Below are 12,538 nucleotides of genomic sequence, written 5' to 3' on the forward strand. Positions count from 1 at the left end.
CGACCGAGGACGTCGTGACACCGGAACCCTGGCGTCTGGTGGTCGAGGACGGCGAGGTGACCCTGCCCGAGGCCTTGCCCGACTGGGACTACCAAATGGACGTGCACGTACGCCGAACCGTCCGTGTCGACCTGGACCGGGTCAGGCAGCAGACGGGGCTGTCGGCGAACGCGGCGCTCATGCTCTCGGTCGTCTGGACTGCCACAGGTTCCAACCTCAGTGGCCCTGCTCAGCATGTGCGCATGTCCGAAGCCGGCACAAAGACAGTCGCATTCGACGTCCGGTTGCGTGGTGCCGACCTCGGCGGTCTGCTACTCCTGGACACCGCGCTCGTGCTCGCCGAACGTATGAACGACGCACGGCCGAGCTCGCCGAGGCGAGCGGGATCCGTGCTGTGGAGCGATCGCGAGGCACTTCGTCTGCAGGGAGACGCCCCGCAGTTCCCCATGGCCGTGATCGACTTCGCGCGGACATCGTTCCCGGAGCACGCCGCCTGGCACCTGCAAATCAGTGGAGGCCTGGAGAGCGCCACCATGGGTGCCCTGCTACTCCTCGTCAACGAGCAGAACACGGTCACCGCCACGGCATTCCAGAACGCGGCCAAGCCTCGCCCCGTTGATCGGATCGTTCTCTCGGCGGTGTACGCGGATGCCGCCAGGGTCATGGTCGAGCACGCGCTAGGACATGAAGAGTTCGTCGAGGACGCGGACTTCCCCGACGGTTCCCTTGGCGCCACCCTGCTGAGTTTGTTCGACCAGCTGTTCCCCGGGCAGTCGATCACCGACATACGACTCCGCCGCCGGCAGTCGCCCGCCTTGTTCTCGTCGGATCTGCAGGCCGCCGTCAAGATCTTCGAGGTGTCATGATGAGCTTTCTCTACCCTCGACTCCTCGCCGAACAAGCAAGACCTCTCTTCGAGGAGTGCCGTCACCTCACGCCGGCCGACCTGTCCCGACGCGTCGCCCTCACCCACGACTCCGCGGTGTACGTGGCCACGGGCGGTGACCGGGTCCCCTCCGCTCAGCTCCGTGAAATGCGGGAAGGCGTGTTGGAGCTCGCGAAGCGTGCCGGTTTCCCCGACGACTCCGACCGTGCGCGCAATGCCGAGTTCGACCTGCGGCTGGCCGCGCTGCTGCACTCCGAGATGGGCATGGTGCCCGCCGAAGCCGCATCCAGAGACGTCTGGGCCTTCTTGGCTCTCGTCGTCCTTCCTGATGTTGCGTTCTGGCGCTATCCGCAGCCTCCCAAGGACCGGGTCCTCGGCACTGACCTCACGCGGCACGTGTTTGGGCGTCTCTGGTGGCGGGCACAGCTCGTGCGGGCGCCCGAGGAGTCGGAGCCGTACCGCGCTCTCGAGATCCTCGGTGAGGCCGCGTTCGACCAGATTTACGCGCGCCGCGCCGCGCTGGGTGGAAGCCCTCACTTGGTGAGGGCGATCCTGCGGGTGTGGAAAGATCTCGATCTGACCGGTCTGAACGAGCGCGAAACCCTCCGTGACTTCCTCAAGCGTCTGCTCCGACTCGCCCCGTTCGTGCTGTTCGACGGCATCGCGGAGCACGCTCTCGACAGCGAGTTGCGTGCCGTGGCCCAGGAGTCGGTGGACGCCCAGCGCCCGAGACCAGCACCGAATTCGACCCAAGCCGTTTCGGATCCGGCGGCTTCCGGCGGCGCAGTCGATCCCGCTCCCATTTCTGCGTCCCCTGACCAGGTGCCCCCGCTCCCCCAAAGAACACCGCCAGCTTCCCCCGAAAGCCGACGATTCAGGTCCTTGGAGATCTGTGCGGGAGCAGGAGGCCAGGCACTCGGCCTCGAACGCGCCGGATTCGACCCGGTGCTGCTCATCGACAGCAAGGCTGATGCCTGTTTCTCGATCGACCTCAACCGACCGGCTTGGGACGTCGTGTGCATGGACGTGGTCCAATTCAACCCGCGGATGCGCTCCGACGCCGCTGACGTCGATCTCATCAGCGGCGGACTGCCACGTGTCAAGTCGTCGGCGACGGTCGGGCGGGCAGAGGACACGGAGGAACGCCGGGTCCTCCGCTCCGCGATCAGCCTTGCGTGCGACATCGGACCGAAGGCAGTTCTCTTCGAAAACGTCCCTGATCTGGTCGACGGCCCGGAATTTGCCGCGGATCGGGCCTGGATCGACCACGAGCTGCACCAGGCTGGCTACCGCACCGGTTGGAAGATCCTGAATGCTTCCGACTTCGGCGTCCCTCAAAACCGGAAGAGCGGTTTTCTGGTCGCTCTGCGAGAGCCGTATTTCGGGCGTTTCTCATGGCCCCTGCCGAATGACGAACCACCGCCCACGGTGGGAGAGGCCCTCGGCGCTTCCATGTCTGCCGGAGGTTGGCCCGGCGCCGAGCGTTGGATCAAGAAAGCCGACCGGATCGCCCCGGCCCTCGTCGGGGGCTCCGACCGCAGAGGTGGAGCCGACCTCGGTCCGACGGGCAGCAAGAAGGCGTGGGCCGCACTCGGAGTCAACGGCAACAGCCTCGGGGACGAGCCTCCGGGAGCCGACTTCCCCTTGGATGAACTGCCCAAGCTGACCGTGGAACAGGCGGCGACGATCCAGGCCTTCCCGGATGGTTGGAAGCTCTTCGGCGGCAAGACGTCCAGGTATCGTCAAGTGGGCCACGCGATGCCACCTCCATTGGCAGCCGCTCTCGGCCACGCCCTCGCAACCGCACTCCGAAGCTAAGATCGGCCTATGCTCACGCCCCGTTCCGTCACCCCCGAACCCATCACCGTCGTCGATCTGTTCAGCGGCTGCGGGGGCTTCACTCAGGGGTTCCACGAGTTCCGCCCCGCCGGGAAGTGCGATGGCGGGCCGATCTTTCACAGCCTCGCCGCCGTCGAACACAACCGTGCCGCGGCGGCCACGTACGCGGTGAACTTCGGGGAGCTCCGGAAGGACGGTCGGGTGCCGGCGGCTCGGGTGCATGTCGGCGACATCGAGGCCTGGAGGCCGACCCCGGAGGCGCTCCACGCGGACGTCGTCGTCGGGGGTCCTCCGTGCCAGGGCTTCTCGGCCTTGAACCGCGCGAAAAAGGGCACCGAACGCAACCGCCTCTGGGAGGAGTACGTTCGCATTGTGGCGGAAATCCGCCCCAAGGTCTTCGTCATCGAAAATGTGGACCGCTTCCTGAAGTCGGACGAATTTCGGAATCTCCTCAACGAGGTGAAGAAGGGGGGCAAGCTCGCCGAATACCGACTCGTCGATCCCCCCGGCCATGAGCCCACCGACTCCGAGGAGGAGAAGAACAAGCGCTACCTCCTCAACGCTGCGGACTACGGTGCCGCGCAGGCTCGCCGCAGAGCCATCGTCATAGGCGTTCGGCGCGATGTTGAAAACGGCCGCACGATGACATACCCCATCAAGTCGCACTTCCGTCGCCCGAAAAACGGATCCACGCCGGCCAATCGACCGATCGACGGTGTCGACGCGGGGATTTCGTACTGGGAGACCGTGGACGACATCTTCCGTGAATCCTCCAAGCGCGCACTTGGAGAACTGCCGAACATGAAGAAGTTCGTGCCCGAGTTGAAGACCGAGCTGCCCGGCATCTTCAACACCGAAGACCTTCACTTCGGCCGGAATCCGGAGACGATCTCTCTGGCCCGATACGGCGCCATCCCTGCCGGTGGGAACCGCAAGCACCTCAGTGGCCGGTGGTACACCCAGGACGAATTCGGCGAGTTCAAGTACTTCAACACATCGAATCCTCCTGGCGTGAGGACTCCAGTCGGATACCTCTCGACCGAAAGTTGGGACAAGCACAACTCCGGAACCGGCGACGTCATGGGCAGGCTCCGCCTCGGCGAACCGTCGGTGACCATCCGCACCGAGTTCTTCAAGCCCGAGAAGGGTCGCTACCTCCACCCGCAAGAAGATCGCCCCATCACACACTTCGAGGCGGCTCGCATCCAGGGGTTCCCGATGGACTTTCGCTGGTGTGGCACGAAGACAGAAATTGCCACCCAGATCGGGAATGCGGTTCCGATTCCACTGGGGAAGGCCATCGCGGCGGCAATTCACTCCTACCTGCGCGACTGAATCGGGTGGCCTGAGTACGGAGAGCCTACTCACCCAACGTTCGGCCCGCTGTCTCAACGCTTCATGGAAGCTCCCGTTGCTGGCGGGCAGAGTGCGCATGCAACGCACGCCTCATCTCGATCCAGGGTCCGCCGTCGCACACCTGCGCCAGCACGGCGAGCAGTGGCCTGTCGCCCTGATGCAGGGATGGCCCTGCATCAGGGCAGGGGTACCGGACGGCCCTGCACGATGCACTTCTGCTCGCCACGTACGGCGACGCCGTAATCTCAGCTGTTCAGTTGAGCGTCGTAGCGTGTCTGAGCACGATCCAAAGCCTCGTCCGCGTCGCAGCCGTGCGCGCGGAGCCAATGAAGAAAGTCCGTGATGGCCGTGATCACCGACTCCTCGGCCACAGCCCTCCCCAGCTTCCCGGCACCGGGCCGGAGGGGCGGTTTCGCACCTGCGTAGAACTCCAACAGGGCCTCGGCCCGCTGCACGCCGGGGCCCTCTACGTGGCCGTTCGGTGACGTGAGACCGGTTGCCAGCTCACACCACGTGACCTTCCGGTCGAGGCGGAGCTGCACACCCCAGCGGGCGGCGATCGCGTCGACGAGGGCCATGCCTCGCCCGCCCTCCGAGTCCAGGTCTGGGTCGAGGAGGGTGGGCAGAACGCGCGTATCGGGATCGTGGACCTCGATGCGCAGGTGCACCCCGTTCATCGAAACCGCGAGTGTGGCCGGGGTGCCAAGGCCGACGTGCGTGATGATGTTGGACGCCAACTCGCTCACGCAGAGCTGAGCTTCGTCGGTGACTTCGTGCAAACCCCAGATGCCCAGGTGCAGCCGCAAGGCCCGTCGTAAGACGGCCACTTCCGTCGGCTCGGCGGTGAAGGCGAGATCCCATGGTTTGCGCGTCATGCACGCTTCCTGCCCCACGAAAACCCCTCTCGTCGCAGGCGACACCCCATGAACCACATAGCGTCACAGGGGATCACGATGAGTTGCGTCGCCATCAGAGTGCGACGAGCGGATCCCTTCATGCAATGTGCACGACGGGATTCCCACTTCCGAGTGATTGGCAAGCCCACCCCTTGGCGCGAGACTGAACGCCCGCTAGTCGAAACGGGGTTGATATGGCCGGATCACCCACGGCACGCCGACGCCGCCTCTCTATCGAACTGAAGAAGCTTCGTGAGCAGAGCACGCTGACCTGCGCCCAGGTCGGCCAGGCTCTGGACTGGAGCGGCTCCAAGGTCAACCGCATGGAGACGGGCAGCGGCCGGGTGCAGCCCTCGGACATCGATGCCCTGTGCCGGTTCTACGGCACCGGCGACGAGCTGCGCGAGTTTCTCAAGTCGCTGGCCCGCCAGGCCAAGGTGCGGGGCTGGTGGCAGGTCCACGGCTCAGGTGTTCCGGAGTGGTTCAACATCTACATCGGCCTGGAACAGGACGCGTCGAGCTTCCGCCAGTACCAGTGCGAGTTGGTGCCCGGCCTCATGCAGACCCACGCCTACGCCTCCGAGATCCACAAGACCGGTGCGCACATGTCCGCCGAGGACATCGACAGGGCGGTTCGAGTACGCATGGAGCGTCAAGCCATGCTGACGCGGCCCGATGCGCCAGAAGCCTGGTTCATCGTGAACGAAGGCGCTCTGCGCAATGTCATCGGAGATCGTGGGCTGATGCGGGAGCAGACCGAACGCATCCTGGACACAGCCAAGTTGCCCACCGTGACCCTGCAGGTCCTCCCCTTCGACTCGGGCACCTATCCGGCCACGGGCTCCTTCACCATGCTGGGCTTTCCTGCCCTGGAGGATCCGGACATCGTCTACCGGGACGGCATCACTGATGCTGTCTACTTGGAGGGCGAGCATCATGTTCGTGAGTACACCCGGGCTTTCGACGGCCTCCGGGCTGCCGCCTTGAGCCCTCAGCGTTCGGCCCAACTCATCGAAACGGTCTTGAAGGGATACGCAAGTTGACCATTGCAGCCCCGGATGGGAGCAGCCGACCGGTGTGGCGCACGTCGTCGTACAGCAACGGTGCCGGAGGGGAGTGCGTCCAGTGCGCGCTGGCGGATGATCAGGCCCAGGTGCGAGACTCGAAGAGTGCAGACGGACCTGAGATCACCGTCGGCAGCGGGGCTTGGCTCTCCTTCATACGTTCCGTGAAGCACGGCGCCGAAGGCTGACGGCACCTGAACGGCCACGTCCCGCCACCCCCCTGATCCGACTTGTTCCAACGAGCCGTCGGGCCGGTCGTAGTGCGGGACCCGGTATGCCTCAACGCCCGCTGTCGCACGCTCATCGATCTGCCGCACAAGCGCCTCAGGCGAGTGGATCCGGGCCTCCAGCTCCGCTTCGATCACGGCGCTTCTCTTCTCCTTGTCACCCGGTGCTCCGCGCATCAGTAATGACGGCTTCGAAGCACACCGCAACCCCACACGATGACGCCGTCCGACGCGGCCAGCCAGTTGTGCACGCCCCTCGCCGCAGGCGAATAGCTGTCACTACTGGCAAGTTCTGGCAAGCTACTGTCCTCTGAAGCGTCTTGGGCGGCAGGCTCTGGCATACGGATCGTCACCTACGACGGAGGTGGACCTATGGCCCTGCGCAAGCTCGGCAAGGACCCCGAAAGCCCGAGCGGTGGCTCGCCCACTGTGTATCTGGACGAGGAGAAGGACACCTATCTCGTGCAGGGATGGAAGGTGCTGGACGACGAGCGGCTCGGCCAGATGGACATCCCCGGCCACGAGTCCGTGGTGGAGATCCCGCGACGCATGGTCCAGTTCTTCTTGGAGGTACAGCGTGACCACGGTTCCGACGTTTGAGGAACTGTTCCGCGACTGCCGCGAATCAGCAGTCCATCTGGAGATGCGGGACGCCTACATGAAGTCGGATCCGGCGTACATCGCCTGGGCCGCCGGCGCGGTGATCAACCCCGCTGAGAGGTGGGCTGACTGGCTCGCACTGGTCACCGAGGCGACGAGGCGAGGAGTGGAGGTCCGCCGCGCCCGCGTCGTGTCCGAGCCAGTGAGCAAGTACATCCGGTTCGAGCACGAGGTGACCAATGCCCTGAACATAGCGGCAGGCGAAGAAGTGCGCTGGCTGCCGCGCAGGAAGGCCACCGGCGTCGCTCTGCCCGGCAACGACTTCTGGCTGTTCGACTCGTCCCTGCTACTCGTGAACCACTTCGACGGCGAGGGTGAGTGGCTGGAGCCGTCTCTCAGCACCGATCCCCAGGAAATCAAGCTGTGCGCGAGTGCCTTTGAGGCGGTCTGGGAACTGGGAGTCCCTCACGCCGACTACCAACTCGCCTGATCGGCAGGGGAAGAGTTCAGCGCAACGCCATGTCGTCCCCTTCCTCCAGCGTTCAGGAAGCCCGTAAGGCGCTCGGCCAACGCCTGCGTGAGATCCGGCTCGACGCCGACCTCACGGCGCGGGCGTTGGCTGCGCTTGCCGGCTGGCACGAATCCAAGTGCTCTCGGTACGAGAGCGGGACCCGTAGTCCCTCTGAAGCCGATCTTCGGTCATGGGCACTGCACTGCGGTGTTCCCCACCTCGCTGACGATCTCGTCACGACGGCACGCGGTATCGACGGCATGTACGTCGAATGGCGGCGCATGGAGCGATCCGGGCTGCGTCGCGCGCAAGAGTCTGTGGTTCCACTCTGGGAACGCACCCGCCGTTTTCGTATTTACTCGTCCTGGCTCATCCCGGGCCCAGTGCAGACGGCCCCCTACATTGAAGCGGTGCTGACGTCGATCCGTGATCGCCGCCAATTGGTCGATGACGTGGAAGAAGCGGTGCGCGTCCGCATTGCCAAGCAGCACGTCATCCACGAAGGCGACCACAGCTTCGCAATCGTGTTGGAGGAGGCCGCGCTTCGCTACCGCATCGGCGGCCCCGAGGTCATGGCCGGACAGCTCGGCCACCTGCTGTCCGCCGCCTCCCTCCCGTCCGTCTCGCTCGGGATCATCCCGCTGACCGCGGACCGGTCTCGCATCTGGCCCGTTGAGGGCTTCTTTCTGTACGACACCGAGGTCGCCAACGTCGAGCTGGTCTCCGCGCACCTCACTGTGACCCAGAGCCACGAGATCGACCTGTATGCGCAGACCTTCTGTGCACTGCAGGAGTTGGCCGTCTACGGCTCGAAGGCCCGCGAGCTGATTACCTCGGCGATCGACGCACTCAGGTGATCGTCGGCAAGTTCTGGCACGTTCGTTGAGGGCGCACCTGGCCGCTACCTAGCGTGATTTGCATGGCGGAAACGGTGACTCCTGACGTAGGTGAGCTGGTCTACGACACCAAGCGAGACCGTGTCGGCGAGGTAGTGGACTACCAGGCGGGACGGGCCCTGCTGCGCCCCTTGGGCGGGGGGATCGAATGGGAGGCAGATCCGGACGAGCTCTGGCCGGCCGACGCCAACGAACGCTTGCGGGCACGTGTGAACGAGATGAACACGAGGCGGTTCTGATGCCGGCGCGTTCTGTATGGCGATTCGTGAACTACACGATCAGTCACGTGAGCGAGGCCGGCGTGACGTGGGAGATCTTCTGCGCGACCTTCGGCTGCGCCGACTCGCACATCGCCGACCGAGACAAAAAGTGCTCCGAATGGGCCATGCGCCACACGGCCAAGACGGACCACGAGCTGTTCCGGCGTGCATGCACCGACCACGCTCGTGTGACCGTCTCCTCCCTCCCGACCGAGTCGCCCTCGGCTATGCCGCTCGACAGGGCCTGAAACCTCGGTCGGAGTCCCCCCAACCCACCCGGACTTCATCGGGGACAGCTCCGCCGCGCCCCGAGGCATCTGTCTTACTCCAAGATCTCCCGCCCGGGATGGGCGGCGGCGGTCGCTCGCGGCCGCGTCAGCTGAGCAGGAAGGTGCAGTGATGCTGGACGGAACCAAGCTGTACGGGCTCGACATCAGCGGGGCCTCCTTCGTGAAGGCCTGCGGAGGTCCCTGCACGGAAGGGTGCGTGACGCTGGCCCGGATCGGCGACGACGCCTGGGCGCTGGGTGACAGCAAGCGGCCGGATGTGGAGCCGCTTCGGTTCACCACGGAGGAGCTGGACGCGGCCGGCATCGATCCGGCGCGGTTCGGACTGCGTGTCTGACCCTCCCCCTCGGCCGGTCCCGGCTCCCGTGTGGAACCGGGACCGGTCCCCTCTCGGTCTTCGACGCGCGACAGGAACGACTCGTGCATCACCACGGCTATCTATGGGTTGGGGCGAAAGAGCGTTTCGACCAGGAGGCCCTCCGGCGACCTCCGCATCCCGTGCCGCCACCGGCCGGAAGCAAGCCCGAGCTGATCCAGCGTTATCGCGAGGTGGCGGCGGCGTTCACGACCGTGGACCTCCCTCCGCTGGAGACGGCTTACTGGCTCGTCAAACCACGTTCCCTGGTTCGTGACACGTGGGATGAGGCGAAGGACGCGGCCTCCTGGATCGCAGCGCGCATGGCCGAGTACGCGCCCAGGTTCGCCTCCGAAGGGGAGCGCGACTTCATCGAACTCGGCTTGTTGGTCAACTCGGCTGTCGAGAAGCTCAGTTCAGGGAGTGATGTGTCGCTCGGGTTCTATCTCGAGCGGCCCTCGTACCTGTCGCTTGCTGTGGTTACCTGCTCTCCGAACCGTTCGAAGCCTGAACTGACGTGTCCGGGTTAGTACGGATAGACGGATAGACGGTGTGAGGTCTACTCGGACGTGTTCCTCCGAGGGGTCATCGCCCGCCACAGCTCCGCCATCTCCTCCACCACACCAGGCGCCATCAGCAGCAACGGCTCGTCATACGCAGGCACCTGAGGGAGTGCCACCGCCCCCGCCTCCCTCGCGATCAGGTACGCCGGAAGCCCGTCCACCGCGTGGAACTCGCCGACGGCTGCCGCGGAGGCTCGGCCTGCTGCCACCTGAACCAAGGAGAGTGCCGTCGAGCCCATCACCCGTGTCGTGCAGTGGCGGGCGGACAGGGCGGCGAGGAGAGCGTCCAGGCCCGGCCAGTGGGCGTGAGCCGCCCATTCCGTCAGGAAGAGGTGGCCGGTGAGGGTGGTGTGGGTGGCTGCGCGGATCGGGGTGCCGTTCAAGTAGGCGCCCCGACCTCGGACCGCCGTGAAGGTCTCCCCTCGCCAGGGGTCGGCCACCAGGCCGAGCAGCGGGGTGCCGTCGGCGGCCGCCAGGCCCAGGGAGAAGGAGCACCAGCCGATGCCGTGGGCGTAGTTCGTCGTGCCGTCCACCGGGTCCACCACCCAGTACGGGGCGTTCGGGGTCGCCGGCTCGTCGGTGCCGTACTCCTCGCCCTCGATGCCGTGGGCCGGGAAGGCCGACCGCAGGACCGAACGGACGTGGGCCTCGATGGTCTCGTCCGTCTGCGTGACGATGTCGGCCGGGCTCGCCTTCTCCCGTACCCCGCCGTCACGCGGGCGGCGGATCGCCTCTGACGCCCAGGCTGCCAGGTCGGTCGCGACCGCCAGAGCACGGTCCAGGTCCAGTTCCAAGGCCAGGTCCAGGTCGTGGTCGTGGTTGCGGTCGTGGTTGTTCACAGGGGTCACCGCCTGTCGGGTCAGGGACGGTCCCCCGGAAGGATGCCATGGCCCCGCGGAGCAAGGAGGGCGGCAAGGAGGGGGCGAGGGGACCGCGTCGCCGTGTCTTCGGGTGCTCGGCCGGCCGATTCCGTCGTCGGGCGAGCACCCGCCCCCAACCCGTCCCCCGACCCGCCGCCATCAGCGCCGCATCCGGCGCGGGTTAGGCTCTCGGCGGATCTTGGAGCCGACAGCGGACGAGCGGACGAGCGGAAGCGGGGGTTGCGACATGGGTGGGACTGTCACTGCTGTGAGCAGCAACGGGGAGTACTCCTTCAGCAAGCCGAATCGGGAGAGCATCACGCTGCTTGCCGGGCTCGGGGTCGAAGGGGACGTGCATGCCGGCGTCACCGTCAAGCACCGGTTCCGCATTGCCCAGGATCCGACTCAGCCCAACCTGCGCCAAGTGCACCTCATTCAGGAGGAGCTCTTCGAGGAGGTCGCGGGAAACGGGTTCCGGGTGGCGGCCGGGGAGCTCGGGGAGAACATCACCACCCGGGGGATCGATCTGCTGGGGCTGCCCACCGGGGCGTTGCTGCGGATCGGGGACGACGCCGTCGTCGAGGTGACCGGGCTGCGCAATCCCTGTGCTCAGATCGACACCTTTCAGAAGGGGCTTCTGAAGGAGGTCGTGGGGCGCGGTGAGGACGGGCGCGTCGTGTACAGGGCCGGGGTCATGGGTGTGGTGAAGGTGGGGGGCGTTGTACGGCCCGGGGACGCCATCGCCGTGGAGCTGCCCGACAGCCCGCATCGGGCGCTCGAGCGGGTCTGAGAGGCGCCCTCTCAGGAGTTGATGTCGGGCTGGATCTCCAGGGTGAAGACCGCGTCCTCGGGGCCGACGCCTTCCTCGTCCTCCCAGACGATCACGCGCACATGCCGCTCCCCGATGCCGCGCAGCTCCCACTCGGTCACCAGGTCGGTGACGACGAGCGCGGCGACGTACCTCGCGCCATGGGCCGGGTCGTCGGTGGTGACGGTCCCCCGCCGGCGCTCCGGGTGGCCGCCATAAGGGCGCCAGCCCTGCGAACCGTGCGGCTCGTCGACCCGGTACACCCAGTGCTTCTCGGTGCCACCCATGGCGCCGATCCTTCCACGGCTCGACCGCCGTTCCCGTCATACGCCTCGACGGTGAAGGGGCTGGAGCACCCGTCGGGCCCAACGAGGCCGCGGTGAGGGTGCCGTGCCACTGCCGTCCGCGTACGGGTGCGGGCTTCATCAACGTCTCTTTCTACGAGCGAAGTTGAGGCAAGCAGGGCCGCCACCAGGCCCGGAGCAAGCCCCGAGCATGCCCGAAGCAAGCTCGGACCACGTCCGAAAAAATCTCTCCCCGATTCCTGTCACATCTCCGCGCACCCATCCGTCAGTGCTGTGCAGACGCCGATCAGGCACTCACCAAGGAGAGCAGCCATGACGAACACCTCGATCTCCCGTATGCCCAACCCGGCCGAGTTCGTCCCCGAGCTGAACGACATCAGCGCCGCCCTCTTCCGGGCGACGGGCAACCGCTCGGTGCCGCGCAGCACGATGAGCCTCGTCCACCTGCGCGCCGGGCAGATCGTCGGCAACACCTACCTGACGGTCCTGAACACCGGTTTCCTGCGCAAGGCCGGGGAGTCCGAGGAGCGCATCACGGCTGTCTCCTCCTGGATGGACGCCCCGTACTTCACCGACGCCGAGCGTGCCGCCCTCGCCCTGGTGGAGGCCACCCTCCAGCCCGCCCCGCACGGCCAGGAGCGCGTCTCCGACGAGCTGTACGCGGAGGTGGCGAAGCACTACGACCAGAAGGCGCTGGCCACCCTCACCATCGCGATCGGCCAGATCAACTTCTTCATCGCCCTGGCCGTCATCGGCAAGCCGCAGCCGGTCAGCTCCCTCGCGGCCGAGCAGTGGGACTGACCGGTCCATCGCCGGGTTCGGAAC

Annotated in this window: 17 protein-coding genes; 14 read left to right on the forward strand and 3 right to left on the reverse strand. The window is 66.2% G+C overall.

What is annotated here, in order from left to right:
* The first annotated feature begins 14 nt into the window (after nucleotides 1–14).
* Genes FB157_RS47970 through FB157_RS22960 form a run of 3 tightly spaced genes read left to right on the forward strand, consistent with a single transcriptional unit; the run spans nucleotide 15 to nucleotide 4,060 of the window.
* Entirely contained in the window at nucleotides 15–866 is an 852-nt protein-coding gene (locus tag FB157_RS47970) for a hypothetical protein (protein WP_222440955.1), read from the forward strand.
* Nucleotides 863–2,704 (forward strand): DNA cytosine methyltransferase, encoded by a 1,842-nt coding sequence (locus FB157_RS49445; RefSeq protein ID WP_222440956.1) that lies wholly within the window; start codon nucleotides 863–865, stop codon nucleotides 2,702–2,704. The genes FB157_RS47970 and FB157_RS49445 overlap by 4 nt, the downstream gene beginning before the upstream one ends.
* 9 nt (nucleotides 2,705–2,713) lie before the next feature.
* Complete coding sequence (locus FB157_RS22960; RefSeq protein ID WP_145882491.1) at nucleotides 2,714–4,060, forward strand: DNA cytosine methyltransferase; 1,347 nt, start codon at nucleotides 2,714–2,716, stop codon at nucleotides 4,058–4,060.
* A gap of 266 nt (nucleotides 4,061–4,326) precedes the next feature.
* On the opposite strand, the gene FB157_RS22965 is transcribed toward FB157_RS22960, so the two are convergent.
* Nucleotides 4,327–4,956, reverse strand: coding sequence for an ATP-binding protein (locus tag FB157_RS22965; protein WP_145882492.1), 630 nt, complete (start codon nucleotides 4,954–4,956; stop codon nucleotides 4,327–4,329).
* Nucleotides 4,957–5,171: 215 nt separating this feature from the next.
* Here FB157_RS22965 and FB157_RS22970 point away from each other — a divergent pair, with 215 nt between their 5' ends.
* From FB157_RS22970 to FB157_RS23010, 9 genes are all read left to right on the forward strand, one after another.
* Nucleotides 5,172–6,020 (forward strand): helix-turn-helix transcriptional regulator, encoded by an 849-nt coding sequence (locus tag FB157_RS22970; RefSeq protein ID WP_145882493.1) that lies wholly within the window; start codon nucleotides 5,172–5,174, stop codon nucleotides 6,018–6,020.
* A 32-nt stretch (nucleotides 6,021–6,052) separates the two neighbouring features.
* Nucleotides 6,053–6,229 carry a DUF397 domain-containing protein gene (locus FB157_RS22975; protein WP_315903835.1) on the forward strand — a complete coding sequence of 59 codons (177 nt, stop codon included), beginning with the start codon at nucleotides 6,053–6,055 and terminating at the stop codon, nucleotides 6,227–6,229.
* A 411-nt stretch (nucleotides 6,230–6,640) separates the two neighbouring features.
* Nucleotides 6,641–6,868, forward strand: a complete 228-nt coding sequence (locus FB157_RS22980; protein ID WP_145882495.1) for a hypothetical protein — start codon at nucleotides 6,641–6,643, stop codon at nucleotides 6,866–6,868.
* Entirely contained in the window at nucleotides 6,846–7,358 is a 513-nt protein-coding gene (locus tag FB157_RS22985; RefSeq protein ID WP_186581640.1) for a DUF6879 family protein, read from the forward strand. Before FB157_RS22980 ends, FB157_RS22985 begins: the two co-directional genes overlap by 23 nt.
* A 29-nt stretch (nucleotides 7,359–7,387) precedes the next feature.
* Entirely contained in the window at nucleotides 7,388–8,236 is an 849-nt protein-coding gene (locus tag FB157_RS22990; protein WP_145882496.1) for a DUF5753 domain-containing protein, read from the forward strand.
* Nucleotides 8,237–8,298: 62 nt separating this feature from the next.
* A complete protein-coding gene (locus FB157_RS22995; protein WP_261386458.1) occupies nucleotides 8,299–8,514 on the forward strand; it encodes a hypothetical protein in 216 nt (71 codons plus the stop codon).
* A gap of 47 nt (nucleotides 8,515–8,561) precedes the next feature.
* On the forward strand, nucleotides 8,562–8,783 hold the full coding sequence (locus FB157_RS23000) for a hypothetical protein (protein WP_261386461.1): 222 nt from the start codon (nucleotides 8,562–8,564) through the stop codon (nucleotides 8,781–8,783).
* Nucleotides 8,784–8,934: 151 nt separating this feature from the next.
* Nucleotides 8,935–9,159, forward strand: a complete 225-nt coding sequence (locus FB157_RS23005; protein WP_145882498.1) for a DUF397 domain-containing protein — start codon at nucleotides 8,935–8,937, stop codon at nucleotides 9,157–9,159.
* 83 nt (nucleotides 9,160–9,242) lie between these two features.
* Nucleotides 9,243–9,707 carry a hypothetical protein gene (locus tag FB157_RS23010; protein WP_145882499.1) on the forward strand — a complete coding sequence of 155 codons (465 nt, stop codon included), beginning with the start codon at nucleotides 9,243–9,245 and terminating at the stop codon, nucleotides 9,705–9,707.
* A 29-nt stretch (nucleotides 9,708–9,736) separates the two neighbouring features.
* Here FB157_RS23010 and FB157_RS23015 read toward each other — a convergent pair whose 3' ends face one another.
* Nucleotides 9,737–10,579 carry an inositol monophosphatase gene (locus FB157_RS23015; protein ID WP_261386462.1) on the reverse strand — a complete coding sequence of 281 codons (843 nt, stop codon included), beginning with the start codon at nucleotides 10,577–10,579 and terminating at the stop codon, nucleotides 9,737–9,739.
* Nucleotides 10,580–10,847: 268 nt separating this feature from the next.
* On the opposite strand from FB157_RS23015, the gene FB157_RS23020 reads away from it, so the two are divergent.
* A complete protein-coding gene (locus FB157_RS23020; RefSeq protein WP_145882627.1) occupies nucleotides 10,848–11,390 on the forward strand; it encodes an MOSC domain-containing protein in 543 nt (180 codons plus the stop codon).
* Nucleotides 11,391–11,401: 11 nt separating this feature from the next.
* Here FB157_RS23020 and FB157_RS23025 read toward each other — a convergent pair whose 3' ends face one another.
* Nucleotides 11,402–11,695 (reverse strand): hypothetical protein, encoded by a 294-nt coding sequence (locus tag FB157_RS23025; RefSeq protein ID WP_145882500.1) that lies wholly within the window; start codon nucleotides 11,693–11,695, stop codon nucleotides 11,402–11,404.
* A 330-nt stretch (nucleotides 11,696–12,025) separates the two neighbouring features.
* Between FB157_RS23025 and FB157_RS23030 the strand changes: the two genes are divergently transcribed.
* Entirely contained in the window at nucleotides 12,026–12,514 is a 489-nt protein-coding gene (locus FB157_RS23030) for a carboxymuconolactone decarboxylase family protein (protein ID WP_145882501.1), read from the forward strand.
* Nucleotides 12,515–12,538: the final 24 nt, after the last annotated feature.

It is taken from the genome of Streptomyces sp. BK340 (assembly GCF_007827595.1).
In the GTDB taxonomy this organism is placed as follows: Bacteria; Actinomycetota; Actinomycetes; order Streptomycetales; family Streptomycetaceae; genus Streptomyces.